Annotated in this window: 16 protein-coding genes and 1 tRNA gene; 13 read left to right on the forward strand and 4 right to left on the reverse strand. The window is 68.2% G+C overall.

Translation table 11 applies throughout. The annotated features are described in order from the left end of the window. Positions 1-369 precede the first annotated feature (369 nt). The 9 genes from dnaA to CACI_RS00045 all read left to right on the forward strand — a co-directional run bounded on the left by dnaA (position 370) and on the right by CACI_RS00045 (position 13,532). Entirely contained in the window at positions 370-2,082 is a 1,713-nt protein-coding gene (dnaA, locus tag CACI_RS00005) for a chromosomal replication initiator protein DnaA (RefSeq protein ID WP_012784251.1), read from the forward strand. Positions 2,083-2,833: 751 nt separating this feature from the next. Next, the gene (dnaN, locus tag CACI_RS00010) at positions 2,834-4,024 is read left to right on the forward strand and encodes a DNA polymerase III subunit beta (protein WP_012784252.1); all 1,191 of its coding nucleotides are present in this window, start codon (positions 2,834-2,836) and stop codon (positions 4,022-4,024) included. Between the two features lie 85 nt (positions 4,025-4,109). Beyond that, positions 4,110-4,988 carry a phosphogluconate dehydrogenase (NAD(+)-dependent, decarboxylating) gene (gnd, locus tag CACI_RS00015; protein ID WP_012784253.1) on the forward strand — a complete coding sequence of 293 codons (879 nt, stop codon included), beginning with the start codon at positions 4,110-4,112 and terminating at the stop codon, positions 4,986-4,988. Between the two features lie 9 nt (positions 4,989-4,997). Further along, positions 4,998-6,143 (forward strand): DNA replication/repair protein RecF, encoded by a 1,146-nt coding sequence (gene recF, locus CACI_RS00020; protein WP_012784254.1) that lies wholly within the window; start codon positions 4,998-5,000, stop codon positions 6,141-6,143. Further along, positions 6,140-6,658 carry a DUF721 domain-containing protein gene (locus CACI_RS00025; RefSeq protein WP_012784255.1) on the forward strand — a complete coding sequence of 173 codons (519 nt, stop codon included), beginning with the start codon at positions 6,140-6,142 and terminating at the stop codon, positions 6,656-6,658. The genes recF and CACI_RS00025 overlap by 4 nt, the downstream gene beginning before the upstream one ends. 566 nt (positions 6,659-7,224) lie before the next feature. Continuing rightward, positions 7,225-9,210, forward strand: coding sequence for a DNA topoisomerase (ATP-hydrolyzing) subunit B (gyrB, locus tag CACI_RS00030; protein WP_012784256.1), 1,986 nt, complete (start codon positions 7,225-7,227; stop codon positions 9,208-9,210). A 136-nt stretch (positions 9,211-9,346) separates the two neighbouring features. Then, the gene (gyrA, locus tag CACI_RS00035) at positions 9,347-11,920 is read left to right on the forward strand and encodes a DNA gyrase subunit A (RefSeq protein ID WP_143765664.1); all 2,574 of its coding nucleotides are present in this window, start codon (positions 9,347-9,349) and stop codon (positions 11,918-11,920) included. A 934-nt stretch (positions 11,921-12,854) separates the two neighbouring features. Further along, a complete protein-coding gene (locus CACI_RS50895; RefSeq protein WP_012784258.1) occupies positions 12,855-13,391 on the forward strand; it encodes a DUF3566 domain-containing protein in 537 nt (178 codons plus the stop codon). A gap of 67 nt (positions 13,392-13,458) precedes the next feature. Beyond that, positions 13,459-13,532 (forward strand) — tRNA-Ile (locus tag CACI_RS00045). Between the two features lie 69 nt (positions 13,533-13,601). Here CACI_RS00045 and CACI_RS49460 read toward each other — a convergent pair. The 3 genes from CACI_RS49460 to CACI_RS00060 form a co-directional block, all read right to left on the reverse strand. After that, on the reverse strand, positions 13,602-14,144 hold the full coding sequence (locus CACI_RS49460; RefSeq protein WP_012784259.1) for a nucleoside/nucleotide kinase family protein: 543 nt from the start codon (positions 14,142-14,144) through the stop codon (positions 13,602-13,604). 132 nt (positions 14,145-14,276) lie between these two features. Next, on the reverse strand, positions 14,277-14,699 hold the full coding sequence (locus tag CACI_RS44810) for a Curculin domain-containing protein (mannose-binding) lectin (protein ID WP_012784260.1): 423 nt from the start codon (positions 14,697-14,699) through the stop codon (positions 14,277-14,279). A 228-nt stretch (positions 14,700-14,927) separates the two neighbouring features. Beyond that, entirely contained in the window at positions 14,928-15,650 is a 723-nt protein-coding gene (locus CACI_RS00060; protein WP_012784261.1) for a GntR family transcriptional regulator, read from the reverse strand. Positions 15,651-15,873: 223 nt separating this feature from the next. On the opposite strand from CACI_RS00060, the gene CACI_RS00065 reads away from it, so the two are divergent. Genes CACI_RS00065 through CACI_RS00080 form a run of 4 tightly spaced genes read left to right on the forward strand, consistent with a single transcriptional unit; the run spans position 15,874 to position 17,629 of the window. Then, positions 15,874-16,083: a hypothetical protein gene (locus CACI_RS00065; RefSeq protein ID WP_012784262.1), complete on the forward strand. Its 210-nt coding sequence runs from the start codon at positions 15,874-15,876 to the stop codon at positions 16,081-16,083. Next, entirely contained in the window at positions 16,080-16,481 is a 402-nt protein-coding gene (locus CACI_RS00070) for a hypothetical protein (RefSeq protein WP_012784263.1), read from the forward strand. Before CACI_RS00065 ends, CACI_RS00070 begins: the two co-directional genes overlap by 4 nt. A 3-nt stretch (positions 16,482-16,484) precedes the next feature. Then, positions 16,485-16,967, forward strand: a complete 483-nt coding sequence (locus CACI_RS00075) for an ATP-binding protein (RefSeq protein ID WP_012784264.1) — start codon at positions 16,485-16,487, stop codon at positions 16,965-16,967. Next, positions 16,967-17,629, forward strand: coding sequence for a helix-turn-helix transcriptional regulator (locus tag CACI_RS00080; protein WP_012784265.1), 663 nt, complete (start codon positions 16,967-16,969; stop codon positions 17,627-17,629). The genes CACI_RS00075 and CACI_RS00080 overlap by 1 nt, the downstream gene beginning before the upstream one ends. A gap of 119 nt (positions 17,630-17,748) precedes the next feature. Here CACI_RS00080 and CACI_RS00085 read toward each other — a convergent pair whose 3' ends face one another. Then, positions 17,749-18,954: a S1C family serine protease gene (locus CACI_RS00085; protein WP_012784266.1), complete on the reverse strand. Its 1,206-nt coding sequence runs from the start codon at positions 18,952-18,954 to the stop codon at positions 17,749-17,751. Between the last annotated feature and the right edge of the window lie 132 nt (positions 18,955-19,086).

A 19,086-nucleotide genomic window follows, 5' to 3' on the forward strand; every position in this document is an offset into this window, starting at 1 on the left:
TCTGTCTGAAGTGCGCCAACAGGGTTCTCGCGCACAGACGCGCGGCATCGGCAATCGACTTCTCGACCTGCTTACGGTACGTGGCGCCACCCGGAAGGGTCAAACCCGAGGTGGACCGGGCCGCGAGGGTAGCGCTGAGCCCTATTATCCACAGGACCTCCGTACTTGTGGATAACCGGGGCCACCCGCTACCGTCGGCCGGACCGCCGCCACTGTCGGTGTGCGGCATTTTGTGAGGCCCGCACCGCCGCGACAAGCGCGGGACCTGTGAAAACGACAGATACGACGACCGACGCGGCCACGCCCGGCATTATCCACAGCTGTACACCCTCTCGGGGCACGACCTGTGGAAAGCCTGTGGGAAACGTGATGCCGGCCCGCCGGTACCACCAGGGCCGACAGCACAGAATGGAGCCGCAGGCCGTGTCCGACCCGCAAGGCTACACCCCGGTCCCGCACCCGCCGGCCGCCCCTGGCGACGCCATCGCCCTGTGGTCCCACTTCCGCGCCCGCGTGGAGTCCGACAGCTCGCTGACCAAGAGCGAACAGGCCTTCCTGATGATCCCGGAGGCCCGGACCGTGATCGGCGACACGATCGTGCTCGCCGTCCCGGACGACTTCTCCAAGAACTATCTGGAGCAGCGGCTCGAGCCGATGCTGACCACCCATCTGGCCGCTATGTTCGGCCCGGACATCAAGTTCAGCCTGTTCGTCGACAAGATCATGGAGAACACCCCGGCGCCGGCCGCGGCCGGCCCGGTCGCGCCGCCCGCCCCGGTCATCCAGCAGCTCGCTCCGCCCCCGGCGCACTGGACGCCGCCGCCGGCGATGCAGTCCGGCGCCGAACTGCAGGTCCCGGCGGCTTTCCACAGCGATCCGCCGGCCTTCGCCCCCGACGTGCCCCGTCCCGGACTCGGCGGCATGGCCCTGCCCCCGCCGCGCGTCTCCGAGCCCGCCCCCGAGGAGAACGATCCGATAGCGGCCACGCTGTCGCTGTCCACAGGCCGTCCCGGAGCACGCTCCTCGACGCCCGACGACGGCGCCAAGGCCCAGCAGGCCAAGCTCAATGAGAAATACGTCTTCGAGACCTTCGTCATCGGCTCCAGCAACCGGTTCGCGCACGCCGCGGCGGTCGCCGTCGCCGAGGCGCCGGCCAAGGCCTACAACCCGCTGTTCATCTACGGCGACTCCGGCCTGGGCAAGACCCACCTGCTCCACGCGATCGGCCACTACGCGCGCAACCTGTATCCGGGCACCCGCGTGCGCTACGTGTCGACCGAGGAGTTCACCAACGACTTCATCAACGCGATCCGCGACGGTGCGGGCAACCACCTGCGCAAGCGCTACCGCGATGTCGACATCCTGATGGTCGACGACATCCAGTTCCTGGAGAACAAGGAGGGGACGCAGGAGGAGTTCTTCCACACGTTCAACACCCTCCACAACGCCTCCAAGCAGATCGTCATCTCCAGCGACCGGCCGCCCAAGCAGCTGAACACCCTGGAGGACCGGCTTCGGTCGCGGTTCGAGTGGGGTCTGATCACCGACATCCAGCCGCCCGAGTTGGAGACGCGGATCGCGATCCTTCGCAAGAAGGCGCAGCAGGAAGGCCTGAACGCGCCGCCGGAGGTCCTGGAGTTCATCGCCTCGAAGATCTCCACCAACATCCGCGAACTGGAGGGCGCGCTGATCCGGGTCACCGCGTTCGCCTCGCTGAACCGGGCGCCTGTCGACTTGTCGCTGGCCGAGGACGTCCTGAAGAACCTGATGCCCGACGCGGCCGGTCCGGAGATCACGGTCTCGACGATCATGGCGCAGACCGCGATGTATTTCGGGATCACCATGGAGGACCTCTGCGGGACTTCCCGCAGCCGCATCCTGGTGACCGCCCGGCAGATCGCCATGTATTTGTGTCGGGAGCTGACCGACCTGTCACTGCCCAAGATCGGGCAGGCGTTCGGCGGCCGGGATCACACCACGGTCATGCACGCCGACCGCAAGATCCGCTCGCTGCTCCCCGAGCGCCGCGCCATCTTCAACCAGGTCACCGAGCTCACCAACCGCATCAAACAGTCCGGCTGACCTGCTTCTACGCCTCTCAGGGCCCGCACACCGCCGCGTGTGCGGGCCCTTGGTGTGTCCTGCCGTCGCTCGCGACACGACACGCCGGAGATCGATAAAACCCGCGCCTCCCACCTTTCATAGCTCCTTGTCGACTAATGTCCTGCATGTCCGCTTCGAAGCTCTATGTCGCTAAGGAGATGTCGCCGAATACGTTCGGAGGCCTGACGTTCCTCAGGTTCTACATGTCACCCACATGGCAGATCGGGCGATCGCGCCGGGCTGGGGACAACGTGGGGGAAAACTGGGGATAACCTGTGGACAACGCTGTGCGTAACTGAGTGGACGTGTGGATACCAGCGAGTTATCCCCAGAGATGAATTGTTTTCCACAGCTGAACACACAAGCAATGTGGACTAACAAAATAGGTCTGAGCTGCCCAAAGACCGGTTATCCACAGTATCCACAGCCCCTACTACTACTACGAGAACAGTTAGCTACGTCGGCCGATTTGAATCGTCTCGGCCCACATCTGTGGAAAACCTGCGGCCCACTCGTCGGACGTCCCACCGCGACGAAGACGGATTCACTCTTTCAGGGCCCTCTGACACTCCTTCCCCCGTTGTCGCCGTTTCCACTCCTTCCCCGGCTCGTTTCAGGCACACTGGAACCTCCCGACACGGCCGCCGATTCACAGCCTGTGGGTCGCAGACGGCATGATGGGACGCTGGTTCCGACGAGCAGCGAGCAAGCAAGCAGGAGGCGGTGTCCGGTGAAGTTCCGGGTGGAGCGCGACGTCCTTTCCGAGGCCGTGGCATGGACTGCGCGGTCCCTGCCCAGCCGCCCGGCGGCCCCGGTCCTGGCCGGGCTGGTCTTCGAGGCCGTGGAGGGAGAAGGCGGCGAGGACCACGGCTCGGTCACGCTGTCCGGCTTCGACTACGAGGTCTCCTCCCGGGCCCAGATCGGTGCCGACGTCACCGAGCCGGGCCGGATCCTGATCCACGGCAAGCTGCTGGCGGACATCGCCAAGTCGCTGCCGAACCGCCCCGTGGAGTTCTCCACCGAGGGCTCGAAAGTTCTCCTCAGCTGTGGATCCAGCCGCTTCACCCTGCAGACCCTGCCGGTGGAGGACTACCCGGCGCTGCCGACCATGCCGACCGCGACCGGCGCCGTCACCGCCTCCGGCCTGGCCGGGGCGGTCTCCCAGGTGGCCATCGCCGCCGGGCGCGACGACACCATCCCGATGCTCACCGGCATCCGCGTGGAGATCGAGGGCGAGAAGATCACCCTGGTCGCCACCGACCGGTTCCGGCTGGCCGTCCGCGAGCTCCAGTGGAAGCCGGAGCAGGACGACATGTCCGCGACCGCGCTGATCCCCTCCAAGGTCCTGTCGGACACCGCGAAGGCGCTCACCGGCGGCGACTGGGTCTCCCTGGCGCTGTCCGGCGGCGACGCCGGCGAGGGTCTGATCGGTTTCGAGTCCGGCGAAGGTACCTCCGGCAAGGCCAAGGGCTCGCGGCGGATGACGTCCCGCCTGCTGTCCGGGGAGTTCGTGAAGTACCGCTCGCTGTTCCCGAACGAGTACAACATCACCGCGACCGTCGAGACCGCGCCGTTCCTGGAGGCCGCCAAGCGCGTGTCCCTGGTGGCCGACCGCACCTCGCCGATCAAGCTGGCCTTCACCCAGGGCGAGGTCACCCTGGAGGCCGGCGCGGGCGACGAGGCGCAGGCCTCCGAGGCCATGGACGCGGTCCTGGACGGCGAGGACATCAGCGTCTCGTTCAATCCCAGCTTCCTGCTCGACGGCCTGCAGGTGATCGACACCCAGTACGCGCAGCTGTCGTTCACCGTCGCCTCCAAGCCCGCGGTGCTCATGGGCCGCCCGGCGCTGGACGCCCCGGCGCAGGAGGAATTCCGTTACCTGATGATGCCGCTCCGAGTTCCTGGTCAGTCCGCGGGCTGACCCGGAAAGCACTCGTCACGCAGGCCCCGTAAGGTCGGTTCTGACACGATCAGGTGAAGGTGACGGAAGAAACAGAGGGAAGACCATGGAGATCGGTCTTGTGGGCCTGGGCAAGATGGGCGGCAACATGCGCGAGCGCATCCGCCAGGCCGGGCACACCGTCGTCGGGTACGACCGCGACCCCAAGCTGGCCGACGTCGGTTCGCTGAAGGAGCTCGTCCAGACGCTGGCGGCGCCGCGCGTGATCTGGATCATGGTCCCCGCCGGCGAGGCCACCGACGCCACGGTCAACGAGCTGGCCGATCTGCTGCACACCGGCGACATGGTCATCGACGGCGGCAACTCGCGCTGGACCGAGGACATCAAGCACGCCGAACTCCTCAAGGCCCAGGGTGTCGCCTTCGTCGACGCCGGCGTCTCGGGCGGCGTCTGGGGCCTGCAGAACGGCTACGCCCTGATGGTCGGCGGCGACGAGGCCGACATCGCCCGCGTGCAGCCGGTCTTCGACGCCCTCAAGCCGGCCGGCGACAGCGGCTTCGTGCACGCCGGCGGGGTCGGCGCGGGCCACTTCTCGAAGATGGTCCACAACGGCATCGAGTACGGCATCATGCAGTCCTACGCCGAGGGCTGGGAGCTGCTGGAGGCCGCTCCGAACGTGACCAACGTGCGCGAGGTCTTCCGCTCCTGGCAGGAGGGCACCGTCATCCGCTCCTGGCTGCTGGACCTGCTGGTCCGCGCCCTGGACGACGACGAGCACCTGGCGGGCATCCGCGGCTACGCCGACGACTCCGGCGAGGGCCGCTGGACCGTGGAGGCCGGTATCGACATGGCCGTGCCGACCCCGGCGATCACCGCCTCGCTGTACGCGCGCTTCACCTCGCGCCAGGAGGACTCCCCGCAGATGAAGGCGATCGCCGCGCTGCGCAACCAGTTCGGCGGCCACGCCGTGAAGAAGGAGAGTTAGGAACCCCCATTGCGGGTCACGCATCTGTCCCTGGCGGATTTCCGCTCCTACGCCTCCCTCGACGTCGCGCTCGGGGGAGGCGTCACGGCGTTCGTCGGGCCCAACGGGCAGGGGAAGACCAACCTGGTCGAGGCGATCGGCTACATCGCCACGCTCGACAGCCACCGCGTGGCCACCGACCAGCCGCTCGTGCGCTTCGGCGCGCCGCGCGCCATAGTGCGCGCGAACGTGGAGCGCGAAGGCCGTACACAGCTTGTGGAAATCGAGCTGAACCCGGGCGGGGCGAACCGCGCGCGGCTCAACCGCAACCCGGTTCCGCGCCCGCGCGAGGTGCTCGGCGTGCTGCGGACCGTGCTGTTCGCCCCAGAAGACCTCGCCTTGGTGAAGGGCGATCCGGGGGAGCGCCGCCGGTTCCTGGACGAACTGCTCGTCGCCCGCTGGCCGCGGTTCGCCGGGGTCCGTGCCGACTACGACAGAGTGCTGAAGCAGCGGAACACTTTGCTGCGCACGGCCGCGATGGCGCGGCGTAACAAGGCCTCCGGTCCCAACATCTCGACGCTCGACGCCTGGGACCACCACCTGGCGCTGGCCGGCGCCGAACTGGTCGCCGCGCGCCTGGCGCTGATCTCGGCGTTGTCCCCCCTTGTGGACAAGTGTTACGTCGAGATCGCCGAGGGCGGCCAGACGCGCATCGGCTACCGCTCGACGATCTCCGCCGAGCCCGATCCGACCGCCGCGGCCCTGACAGAACAGTTCATGACCGCCCTCGGCGAGGCCCGCGCTAACGAATTGGACCGCGGCATCACCCTGGTCGGTCCGCACCGCGACGAAATGGTGCTGGAGCTGACCTCCTCTTCCGGAGACAACATGCCGGCGCGCGGCTACGCCAGCCACGGCGAATCCTGGTCGTACGCGCTGGCATTACGTTTGGCCGCATACGACCTGCTGCGCTCCGACGGGTCCGACGGCGGCGAGCCGGTCCTGATCCTCGACGACGTCTTCGCCGAACTCGACGCCAAGCGCCGCCGCCGGCTGGCCGAGCGTGTCTCGGGCGCCGACCAGGTGCTCATCACCGCGGCCGTGGACGCCGACGTGCCGGAGCAGCTGATCGGCCAGAAGTTCACGGTCGCCGACGGACAGGTGAGCGCGGCGTGAATCCACAGCCTGTGGACAACGGTTCCGGCGCCGAGGGCGGTGACCCTCAAGACTCTGGCGTCGACCTGGCCCGCGCCGCTTTAGCCGCCGCACGCGCCCGCGGCAAGGACAACGGCGCCGGGTGGAGCGGCAACCGCCGGCGTAACAGCAACTCCGGCCAGCGCTCGGGATCCGGTCCCGACGAACGCGATCCGCAGCTGCTGTCCTCGGCGATCCCCAGGATGATCGAGGCCAGGGGCTGGAGTGTGCCGGCGGCGGTCGGCGGCGTGATGGGCCGCTGGGGCGAGATCGTGGGCAGCCACATCTCGGCGCACTGCACCCCGGTGGAGTTCCACGACGGCGTCCTCATGGTCCGCACCGATTCCGCGGCCTGGGCCACCGAGCTGCGCATGCTGGCGCCGCAGCTGCTCGCGAAGCTCAACGCCGAGCTGGGGACGTCCCGCGCGGCCCACGGCGGCCGGGACGCCGCCGGCGCCATCGCGACCCTGAAAGTGGTCGGACCCGGCGGTCGCTGAGGACTGCGAGGCGCGGTGCGGCATGGGTTAGGCGCTGCGGCATCGTTAGGTGCTGTGCGGCTCTCGTGAGACGCCGCTGAGGCGGCGGTGGGTTTGGTGCGGACAGTGACCGATCTCACCGGTTGCATGTCTTTTGACCTTGTTCCGGACCGCCCCGGTCGTTAGGTTCGCGGTGTACCGTCGGCGCCCGCGCCGGCCCTCCCGGCGTCCGCGCGTGTCTCATCAGCGCCGATCGCCTGCTCATCGCGCACGGATCGGCTGCTCGAGGGCGGATCATAAAGGTCCATACCTGTGACAATCACCCTCTCGCATCCTCAGACCGTGCCGGACGCTCTCGTGAGCCGTTTACAGGGCGCCTCGTATGGGGGGACTTCAAAGACGGGCAAAAAATGTCTCTCGCGGCCTCACAGGGCCGTATGAGGGCCACTTTGGTCAGTCGGGCAGGGTAGAATAAAGCTCGTAAGTCTTCCCCTTCGCGGCTCGCGTCGGGCCGCGACTGTCAGGTGGGTTGGTGACGGCGCGCTCGGTGTCTGTTGGGCCGTGTTCTGAGAAAGGGCCAGCGCGCCGTGGCGGACGTAGAACCGACCGGGGGTAGCACCCCAAGCCTCGATGGCATCTATAACGCTGACTCCATCAGTGTCCTGGAGGGGTTGGAAGCCGTCCGGAAACGGCCGGGCATGTACATCGGATCCACCGGGGAGCGCGGCCTGCACCACCTGGTGTACGAGATCGTCGACAACTCCGTGGACGAGGCGATGGCCGGCTACGCCGACACCATCGAGGTCTGGCTGCTCGCCGACGGCGGCGTGAAGGTCGTCGACAACGGCCGCGGCATCCCGGTCGGCATCAACACCAAGACCGGCAAGTCCGCGCTGGAAGTCGTGATGACGATCCTGCACGCCGGCGGCAAGTTCGGCGACGGCGGCTACAAGGTCTCCGGCGGTCTGCACGGCGTCGGCGTCTCGGTGGTGAACGCGCTGTCCAGCCGGGTCGAGGTCGAGGTGCACACCGACGGCTTCGTGTGGAACCAGGTCTACAAGCACGGCGTGCCCGAGACCGAGGTGCAGAAGGGCGGCCCGGCCGCCGACACCGGCACCTCCACGATCTTCTGGGCCGACGTCGACATCTTCGAGACCACGGTCTACTCCTTCGAGACCCTCTCGCGCCGCTTCCAGGAGATGGCCTTCCTGAACAAGGGGCTGACGATCTCGCTGACCGACGAGCGTCCGGAGTTCCGCGACGAGAACGGCGAGCAGCGGTCGGTGAAGTACCACGCCGAGGGCGGCATCGCCGACTTCGTGCGGCACATCAACTCCCGCAAGGGCGAGCCGGTCCACCCGAACGTCATCGACTTCGAGGGCGAGGACAAGGACCGCACCCTGGCCGCCGAGATCGCCCTGCAGTGGAACAGCCAGTACTCCGAGTCGATCTACACCTTCGCCAACAACATCAACACGCACGGCGGCGGTACCCACGAAGAGGGCTTCCGCGCCGCGCTGACGACGCTGATCAACAAGTACGCGCGCGACCAGAAGCTGCTCAAGGAGAAGGACGACAACCTCGCCGGCGAGGACATCCGCGAGGGCTTGACCACCATCGTCTCGGTGAAGCTCGCCGAGCCGCAGTTCGAGGGCCAGACCAAGGACAAGCTGGGCAACCCCGAGGCCAAGACGTTCGTGCAGCGCCTGGTCTACGAGAAGCTCGGCGAGTGGCTGGAAGAGAACCCGAACGAGGCCCGCGAGGTCATCCGCAAGACGATCCAGGCCTCGACCGCGCGCATGGCCGCGCGCAAGGCCCGCGAGCTCACCCGCCGCAAGGGTCTGCTGGAGTCCTCCTCGCTGCCGGGCAAGCTGTCCGACTGCCAGTCCAACGACCCGACGAAGACCGAGATCTTCATCGTCGAGGGTGACTCCGCCGGCGGCTCGGCCCGCTCCGGGCGCGACCCGATGACCCAGGCCATCCTGCCGATCCGCGGCAAGATCCTGAACGTGGAGAAGGCGCGCATCGACAAGGTGCTGCAGAACACCGAGGTCCAGGCGCTGATCTCGGCGCTGGGCACCGGGGTGCACGACGACTTCGACATCAGCCGGCTGCGCTACCACAAGATCATCCTGATGGCCGACGCCGACGTCGACGGCGCGCACATCAACACCCTGCTTCTCACGCTGCTGTTCCGGTTCATGAAGCCGCTGGTCGAGGCCGGGCACGTGTACCTGGCCGCACCGCCGCTGTACAAGGTGAAGTGGACGAACAACGACTTCAACTACGCCTACTCCGACCGCGAGCGCGACCAGCTGCTGGAAGCCGGCGTCGGGGCCGGCAAGCGGCGGAAGGACGAGACCGTCCAGCGCTTCAAGGGCCTCGGCGAGATGAACGCCGAGGAGCTGCGGATCACCACCATGGACCGCGAGCACCGCATCCTGCGCCAGGTCACGCTCGACGACGCGGCCCAGGCCGACGACCTGTTCTCGGTCCTGATGGGCGAGGACGTCGAGGCCCGCCGCAACTTCATCCAGCGCAACGCGAAGGACGTCAGGTTCCTGGACATCTGAGTCCGCACCCGTCCGCGAACAGACCTGACGAGAGCACCACCTCTCCTTGACAGCGAAGGATCGAGTTTTGAGCACGGAAACTGTGGACGAGACGCCGCAGGGGGACCGGATCGACCCGGTCGACCTCCAGACGGAGATGCAGCGCTCGTACCTGGATTACGCGATGAGCGTGATCGTCGGCCGCGCGCTGCCCGACGTCCGGGACGGCCTGAAGCCGGTGCACCGCCGCGTCCTGTACGCGATGTACGACGGCGGCTACCGGCCGGAGAAGGGCTACTACAAGTGCGCCCGCGTCGTCGGCGAAGTCATGGGTATCTACCACCCGCACGGCGACTCCCCGATCTACGACACCCTGGTCCGTCTGGCGCAGCCCTGGTCGCTGCGGATGGTGCTGGTCGACGGCAACGGCAACTTCGGCTCCCCGGGCAACGACCCGGCCGCGGCCATGCGGTACACCGAGTGCAAGATGGCGCCGCTGGCCATGGAGATGGTGCGGGACATCGACGAGGACACCGTCGATTTCCGCCCCAACTACGACGGCCGCTCCTCCGAGCCGGTGGTGCTGCCCGCGCGCTTCCCCAACCTGTTGGTGAACGGCTCGACCGGCATCGCGGTCGGCATGGCGACCAACATCCCGAGCCACAACCTGCGCGAGGTCAACGACGGCGTCCAGTGGTTCCTGCAGAACCCCGAGGCGACCAACGAGGAACTCCTGGAAGCGCTCATCGAGCGCATCAAGGGCCCGGACTTCCCGACCGGCGCGCTGATCGTCGGCCGCCGCGGCATCGAGGACGCCTACCGGACCGGCCGCGGCTCGATCACCATGCGCGCGGTGGTGAACACCGAGGAGATCAACGGGCGCATGTGCCTGGTGGTCACCGAGCTGCCCTACCAGGTGAACCCCGACAACCTGGCGCTGAAGATCGCCGAGCTGGTGAAGGACGGCAAGGTCGCCGGCATCGCCGACGTCCGCGACGAGTCCTCCTCCCGGACCGGCCAGCGCCTGGTGATCGTCCTGAAGCGGGACGCGGTCGCCAAGGTCGTGCTGAACAACCTCTACAAGCACACGCAGCTGCAGGACTCCTTCGGCGCGAACATGCTGGCGCTGGTCGACGACGTGCCGCGCACGCTGTCGCTGGACGCCTTCATCCGGCACTGGGTCACGCACCAGATCGACGTGATCGTGCGCCGCACCCGCTTCCGCCTGCGCAAGGCCCAGGAGCGCGCACACATCCTGGTCGGGCTGCTCAAAGCGCTGGACGCGATCGACGAGGTGGTGGCGCTGATCCGCCGCTCCCCCACGGTCGACGAGGCGCGCAGCGGCCTGATCGAGCTGCTCACCATCGACGAGATCCAGGCCAACGCGATCCTGGAGATGCAGCTGCGCCGGCTGGCCGCCCTGGAGCGGCAGCGGATCGAGGCCGAGCACAACGAGCTGATGGCCAAGATCGCGGACTACACCGCGATCCTGGAGTCGCCGGAGCGGCAGCGGCGTATCGTCTCGGAGGAGCTGCAGGCGATCTCCGACAAGTACGGCGACGACCGCCGCTCGCAGCTGGTGCCCTACGAGGGCGACATGTCCATCGAGGACCTGATCCCCGAGGAGGACGTGGTCGTCACGATCACCCGCGGCGGCTACACCCGGCGGACCAGGACGGACCTGTACCGCTCGCAGAAGCGCGGCGGCAAGGGCGTCAAGGGCGCGCAGCTGAAGCAGGACGACATCGTCGACCACTTCTTCGTCACCACGACGCACCACTGGCTGCTGTTCTTCACGAACAAGGGCCGGGTGTACCGGGCCAAGGCGCACGAGCTGCCGGACACGGCCCGCGACGCGCGCGGCCAGCATGTCGCGAACCTGCTGGCGTTCCTGCCGGACGAGAAGATCGCCCAGGTGCTCGACCTGCGGGACTACGAGCAGACGCCGTATCTGGTGCTGGCGACCAAGAACGGCCTGATCAAGAAGACCCCGCTGAAGGACTACGACTCGCCGCGCTCGGCCGGCGTCATCGCGATCAACCTGCGCGAGGACGACGAGCTGATCGCCGCCGAGCTGGTCTCCCCCGAGGACGACCTGCTGCTGGTCTCCAAGCAGGCGCAGGGTCTGCGCTTCACCGCGACCGACGAGGCGCTGCGGCCGATGGGCCGGGCCACCTCGGGCGTGATCGGCATGCGCTTCCGCGAGGACGACGAACTGCTGTCGATGGACGTGGTCCGCCCGGACACCTTCCTGTTCACGGCGACCTCCGGCGGCTACGGCAAGCGGACCGCGGTGGAGATGTTCCCGCTGCGCGGCCGCGGCGGCCTGGGCGTGATCGCGGCCAAGACCGTCGACGAGCGCGGCGGCCTGGTCGGCGCCGCGGTAGTGGACGAGGGCGACGAGGTCATGGCCATCACGCTGTCCGGCGGCGTGATCCGGACGCGGGTGTCGGAGGTGCGGCCCACCTCGCGCGACACCATGGGCGTGCGGGTGATCAACCTCGGCAAGGGCGACACGGTGCTCGCGATCGCGCGCAACGGCGACCCCGGCGAGGTCGAGGACGAGCTCGGCGAGGAGGCCGGCGCGCCGGCCGAGGCGGCGGGCGCCGACGTGGTGGCCGAGGCTCGCGAGAACGGTGCGGTGGTCGAGGCTTCGGAAGGCTCTGAGGTTATTGACGAGTCGGAGGGCTCTGACGAGTCGGACGGCTCGGAGGCCTCCAGCGAGGAGTGACCACTGACTCGGCCGACGAAGGCTGACTAACGCCTAACGGCGGTACCGGTGCATGACACCGGTACCGCCGTTAGGCGTTTCGGGTGCGGAAAATGACGTAGGCGCCGCGCTACACCGCGCAGACGGGTGACGCCCGTTCGGCGGTGCGTGACGCGGCCCGGACGTCGGCCTCGTATCGTTCCGTGTCCGGTTATGTGCGAGGAGCAGTGTTGAGGTCAGTCGAACATATGGTCCGGGCTACGGAAAATAGCGGGGCCGGGGAGACCTAGGAGCATGAGAACGGTAGCTTGGCCGGGTGAGTAGCGAGACGACGACCGATCCCGGCCTCGGCACCGACCCCGACGGCGTCGGTGGCGGACCCCGCGCTTATGGGTCCGGCCCCGGCGCCGCTTCTGTTCCCGACGCCGCGCCGCCCGGGGCGCACCGGCAGGCGCCGCCGCCGACCCAGCCGCCGCCCGGGTACGGGCCGCCGCAGGGTGGGCGCGGAGCGGGTGGTCCTGGGCCTGGTCCTGGGCCTGGTCCCGGTTACGGTCCGGGCGTTCCGGGGGGTCCCGGCGCTCCGGGCGTTCCCGGTGGCGGCCAGGTCCAAGGCACCCATGGCTCCCACGCTGCTCCCGGCGCCCACGGCGCCCCCAGCGCGTATGGCGCCCAGGGCATGCCCGGCGGTCCCGGCCCAGCGCAAGCTCCCGGCCGCCATCCCGGCACCGCCCCAGGCATGCCCGGCGCCCCCGGCCCGAACCCAGGCGCACCTGGCGCCGCACCCACAGCCCCCATCGCCCCCACCGGAGCCGCCTCTACCGGAGCCGCCGCCGGCGCGAGCGCCGCAGTGGCAGGCGCCGCCGCGTCGCTCACGGCCGGCCTGTCCGGTCTGGCCGGACGGCTTTCCAACGGCGGAGGACGTCGTGCCGGGGGAAGGCGCAAGGAAGCGCCTACCATGGGAACTGTGGCGTATCAGCAATCGGATTCCGCTCAAGGCCAGGCGGGCACCCGCCAGCAGGCCGGCGGCGGCTGGGGCGCGCGCCCGAACAGCCCGGCCGGAGCCCCCACAGGCGCACCCCGCTACCAGCAGCAGCAGGCACCCGCCGCCGCCCCCCGCGGCCGCAAAGCCCGCCTGCGCGTAGCGAAGGTCGACCCCTGGTCGGTGATGAAGACGACCTTCGTCCTGTCGATCGCCTTCGCCGTCGTCTCCGTAGTAGCCGCGGCCCTCCTGTGGTCAGCCCTCAACGCCCTCGGCGTCTTCGACTCGATCAACCACACCCTGGCCTCAGTAGCCCCCGCGAACCAGCCCAACAGCGTCACCCTGACCTCGGTCCTCTCCTTCGGCAAGGTCCTCAGCTTCACAGCCCTCGTGAGCGTAGTGAACATCGTCCTGTTCACCGCCCTAGCCACCCTCGCCGCCTACCTCTACAACATGTGCTCCTCCCTCGTAGGCGGCATAGAGGTCACCCTCGCCGACGACACCGCCTCCTGAACCCACCCCCCAAAGCGGTTTTGGGCCACCGCCCCCCGTACGGTAAGCTTCTCGACGTTACCAACCGGGGCCTATGGCACAGTTGGTTAGCGCGCCGCCCTGATAAGGCGGAGGTCGGTGGTTCAAGTCCACCTAGGCCCACCCCGGTGAACAGCCTCGAACCCATATAGGTTCGAGGCTGTTTGGTTTTCGGCCCTCGATATCTGAGGGTCAGAAAGAGAATGGCGCCATCGGCGGCGTGTACCGCAGTACCGCGGCCACCACCTGGTCGAGGGGCTGTCTGGCGTCGATGACGATTGCGCCTGATGCGCGCAAGGTGTCCTGCAGTATGGGGAGCTTTCGGCGTAGATACTCGCGGGTGTCTCCGACGTGGCCCCACTCGTGATAATCGCGGCGTGCGTCTAGGCGTGCCAGCATTGTGGGTTCGTCGATCTCCAGGAGGAAGACTTGGGTGAAGCGGTTGGCCATCTCGTGCTGATTGTCCGCGCCGCCGCAGACGTAGAGCGTTGCTGGTGCTGCTGTTTGGATCAGTTCGTCTAGGCGGTTCGGGTCCCAGGCCCAGCTGTGTTCGGCGAGCCAGGGTAGGTCTGGCGCTGGTGGTGGTTGCGCCACGATGGTGCCTTGGGGATCGACGAACCTTGCGAGATGGGGGTCGGCGTCGGAGTCGATGGTGGTTAGGCCTTGGTGGGCTAGTGCGGTTGCTATGGCGGATTTGCCGGCGGCGGAACAGCCTGCGATTTGGACTGCGCTCATTGGTGGCCATCGTGGGGCAGGTTCGGGTGTGGGGCAAATTGGGTTTGTACCTTATATATCGGCGCTTGAGTGGAAGCCCTGGGCCGTGTGGTCCAGGGCTTCGAGTTCGGTGATCAGTGGTGCTCGGCGGGGTTACTCACATGCGTTCGTGAGCTGGTCGTAGCCGACCCAGATCTCGCCGCGGGCGTTGATGTTGACGTTGAGGCCGTTGTCGCCGCTGGTGCCGGAGGCCCAGATGGGGCGGGAGTCGTCGGTGCTGGCGTACATGACCAGGTTGCCGTCGTTCTGGTAGGTGACGCGGGTGCCGCCTCGGCCGTTGGTGCCGGTGGCCCAGCAGACGTGGCCGTCGTAGCGGTATTCCACGAGGTTGCCGTCGGGCTGGAAGACGAGTTTGGTGCCGGCGGGGTTGTGGATGTCGTCGTTGGCGTACATCGTGTCGCCCTTGTTCAGGTGGTCTCCGCCGGTGGCGGCGAGGGCGGTGCCGGTGCCGGCCACTGAGAGGGCTGCGGCGAGTGCCGCTGCTCCGGCGATCGCTCCGATGGTGCGCTTCACCATGCTTAAGCTGCTCCTTTCCTGGAGGACAGATACGCAGCTAGTCATGACGCCGCCTTGGTGGGTCCATGCGGGGTGGCGGGGTGGTTCACTCGACTTGATGAATACGTGGCCATTTCCGCTGATGCGCGGCTTTTGTGTGCCATCGTTGGAGCGTGGCGGGGTGCACGGCATCTCGCTGTGGGCGTGACCGTACTGGTTTCGCAGTACTCTGCGGACTGAGCCCGGATGCTACGCGGGCGGCGTCAGCTTCTGCTGGTAGCGCACGCCGTACAGGTGGCCGCTCGTAATCATGACCGTGACCTCGAGCACCGTGCCTTCGGCATCGGTGATCGTGCGCAGTGTGCGCATGACCGGGATCTCGTCGGGGAGTTCCAGCGTCTGGAGTTCTTCGGTCGTGGGCTCGCGGACTTGGATTTCGTCGACGAGGCCGGCTTGCTTCCAGCCCAGGGCTGCCAGGACTGTTGGCGCGGTGGCCAGGTCGCGCTGCGGGAGTGGCTTGTCGAGGGCGGTTCCGGTGACGACTGATTCCGGGTAGAAGGACCACTCGATCTCGACCGGTTCTTCGTCGCGGAGCATCAGGCGCTTGCGGAGCAGCGCTGTCTCGCCTTCGGCCAGGCCCAGTTTCTGGGCGGCGTCCGCTGGTGGGCGTGCCGGGCCGATGTGCAGGATCTGGTAGGTGATGGTGCTGGCCGGCGGCTCGAACTGGGACGCGGCGTCGACGATCCTGATGCGGTCGGCGCGGATGATCAGGGCTTTGCCCCGCTGGCCCTCGACGAAGCCCTCTGCCTTGAGCAGTGCGACGGCTCTTTGGGCGGTGTTGGTGGTCGTGCTGTAGAGCTCCATCAGGCGTTTGAAGGGCGGGAGTGTGCCCGTGATGTCGCCGGCGAGGATCTTCGCGCGCAGGTCGGCGGCGATCCGTGCGTGTTGCGGCCGGTCGTCGACGCGCTTCATGTGTCGCAGGCCCCTACTTCCATCGAATCCCGTCCGTGCGCACCTCAGCGACACAGTAGCAGCACTCCGCCGGTATGCGGCGTTCGTAGGGGCGAGGTGGCAAATACCCCGTTATCCTTGTCGCAATACTGTGAAGTCAGTAACCTGAGGTGCGCCTCTGCGGTCGGAAGCTAACGGCGCGTTACGAGATCGCGTGGCACGTTCCGCCGAAAGGAGACCGAAGGTGCCTCGATTCGAGTTCAAGTACGCATCAGACCTCGTGGTGGGAGATTGGGCCCAGATCGGGGGGAAGTGGGTCGAGGTTCTGGGCTGTGCGACCGATCCGAGCGGGTGGACCCGCCTCATCCTCGACCGATCCCCGCTCCCGGAGACGGTCGTGCACCAGACGGTCGACATGCCGTGGTCGCCGATGCGGCCGGCGGGTTCGGCATGAGGCGCCCGGAGGACATCGGTGCCTTCCTCGCCGAGCACAGCGACGGGCGGGTGATCGGGCAGATGCCGGCGATGTTCGGGATCGCCGTGACCCCGGCCGAGGCGGAGTTCCAGCGGCGGCTGCTGGCCGCCGGCCATACGGGCAGCTACCTGGCGCTGCTGGGGCTGGCGGCGACGCTGACCTTCGACGCCGGGGAGTACTTCCACACCGGCGAGCAGAACCGCCGCGACCTGAGCGAGTGGCACGGCTATCACAGAGGCCTGCAGACGGCCCTGGCCTGCCTGGTGATGCACGAGACCGGCAGCAACCCGCGCCAGGCCGCGCTGATGGTCGCCGAGCACACCGAGACGCTGATCCGCTGCCGGTGGGCCAACCGGCCGGCCAAGGGGGGTGGGTGAGACATGGACGTCTGGTCCAAGGAATTCGCCGGCCGGCCCGAGTGCCTGGCCGAGGCGCGCCGCTTCACCTACGCCGTGCTCGGCCGGGGCGACGGGGCGCACATCGCCGCGCTGGTCGCCGACGAGCTGGCGGGCAACGCCATCAGGCACACGGCCAGCGGCCGGCCCGGCGGGGAGTTCATCCTGCGGCTGGCCCGGTTCGGGAACCGCTGCCGGGTGCGGGTCGACGACCAGGGCGGGCCCACCACCCCCGAGGTGTGCGCCGCCACCGACTTCGAGGAGGCCGGGCGCGGCCTCACCATCGTCGCCTCCCTGTCGGCCCAGTGGGGTGTCGAGGGCGACGAGCACGCCCGATCGGTCTGGGCCGAGATCACGTTCGAGGAGATCCCGGGGATATCCGGGCCCGACGGCCCGGCCGTCGATCTTCCCCCGCAAGCCAGAGCACGAAGAAAGGTCGGCATGACGACGGAGGACTGGACGCGTTGATGGCGCTGCACGTTGACTACGCGGCACAAAGGGCCTTCTCACGGATCATCGCCGGTCTGCGCTCGGCCCGCTTGGACGCCGAACTCTCGCAGAACGCCCTCGCCACCGGGCTGCCGGTCCGGGGCAGGGCGGTCTCCGAGTGGGAGACCGGGGCGATAGAACCGACCCTGGGCCACCTGATCCAGTGGTCCTGGGAACTGGGGCGGCGGCTGGTGATCGTCGGGCGCGACGGCGAACTGCGCTACGGCCCGGTGCGCCAGCGGCCGGGCGAGTTGTGGGAGGCCTTCGAGCGACGGCGACTGGCCGTCCCGTTACGGAACCGCCGCCTGGCCTTGGGTATGGCGCAAGGCGAACTCGGCGAACTCGTCGGTGTCAGCCGCGATTCGATCCAGCGGTGGGAGCTGGTCCGCGTGCCCCCGAGACCGATCGCGCACGTCGTGTGGGCGCAGAAACTCGGGTACTCACTGGATACTCGCCCTGTCGCGGACGGCGGCCCGCGTCTGCGGCGTGTCGGCTCCGCGGGGCTGGCGCTGCCAGGACTGTCAGGGCAGATAGGGCAGCAAGGACAACCAGGGCTGACGGGACAAGCAGAGCGCTCGGCGTCCGGACCCGGCTCGCCCGCCGGTGAGCTTCGAGCCGCTGCGGACGGTCGGCGTGGATGACGCTGTGGACGACGTCGTGAACGTGCACCGGGGCGACAGCATCGCGCTGGCGCCCTGACCGCGCGGGCATGGCGAACGCCCCGGAGCCACCATCCGGGGCGTTCGCGGTTCGGGGCCGGCTAGCTCATCTGACCGCCTTCGAGCTTGGCGAGCATGGTCTTGACCTGGTCGATCGGGATCGAGAAGCCGAGTCCGACGCTGCCGCCCTGGGCGTTGGCGGAGCTGGTCGGCGAGTAGATGGCCGAGTTGATGCCTATGACCTGGCCCTGGGCGTTCAGCAGCGGGCCGCCGCTGTTGCCGGGGTTGAGGCTGGCGTCGGTCTGGATCGCGCTGTAGGTGACCTGGCTGCCGCTGGAGAACCGGCTCGAGGACTCGCTGCTGACCGTCACCTGGCGGTTCAGGGCGCTGACGATGCCGCTGGTCACCGTGCTCTGCAGGCCGTCGGGGGAGCCGATGGCGACCACCGTGTCGCCGATCTGGATCTTGCTGCTGTCGCCGAGGCTGGCGGTGGGCAGGCCGCTGACGCTCTGCGCCTTGATCACCGCCAGGTCGCTGCCGCTGTCGTAGCCGACGATGCTCGCCTGGGCGGTCTTGCCGTTGTTGAAGGTGATGGTGATCTGGCCGTTGCCGTTGGCCGCGTCGGTGATCACATGGTTGTTCGTGAGGATCAGGCCGTCGGCGGTCAGGATGACGCCGGAGCCGACCGACTTGCCCTGATAGGACTCCACCGAGACCTGGACCACCGTGGGCAGTGCGGCCTTGGCGACCTGGCCGACCGTGGTGGTCGGTGTACCGGTCTGGTTGCTGACCGGGGTGTTCACGCTCGTGTTGTTCAGCGGCACGCTCGAGGAGGCGCTGTTGGAGGAGTTGTTGTGGCTGGCTATGGTCCCCGCGATGCCTCCGGCGGCGGCCGAGGCCGCGATGGTGCCGGCGATGATCAGGGCCATGCCCATCCGGCGCTTGCGCCGCGGACGTCGCGGCGGCTCGGGGGAGAACGCCGGATGCGTGGTGTATCCGGGACCGCCCGGACCGCCAGGCCCGCCGAAACCGCCAGGCCCGCCGAAACTGCCAGGCCCGCCGAGACCGCCGGCCTCGCCCGGGTTGCCATAGCCCGGCGTTATCGAGGTGATCGGCGGCGTGTACGGGGGCATCGGCTCGGAGGCGGCCGGCGAAGGCGAAGAGGCCGACGGGTAGGCCGGCGGGTAAGCCGACGCGGAGGCGTGGGCCGGACCGAGCACCGGCCCGGAAGACGGGTGGCCCCACGGCTGCGGGTCGCCGGTGGCGGGCTGCTCCGGCTGGTACGGGTCGTGCTCGAATCCGGTCATGGTTGAACGATGCGCCCCGACGATGAGAGTGCCTTGCCGAGAGCATGAGAATCGGTGAAGAAAGCCGTTAAGCGAACGGCCCGATTCCTAAGGAAACGAGTTGTCCGAGCTCAGCGCTTCGGGCGATCATCA

This window comes from Catenulispora acidiphila DSM 44928, assembly GCF_000024025.1.
In the GTDB taxonomy this organism is placed as follows: Bacteria; Actinomycetota; Actinomycetes; order Streptomycetales; family Catenulisporaceae; genus Catenulispora; species Catenulispora acidiphila.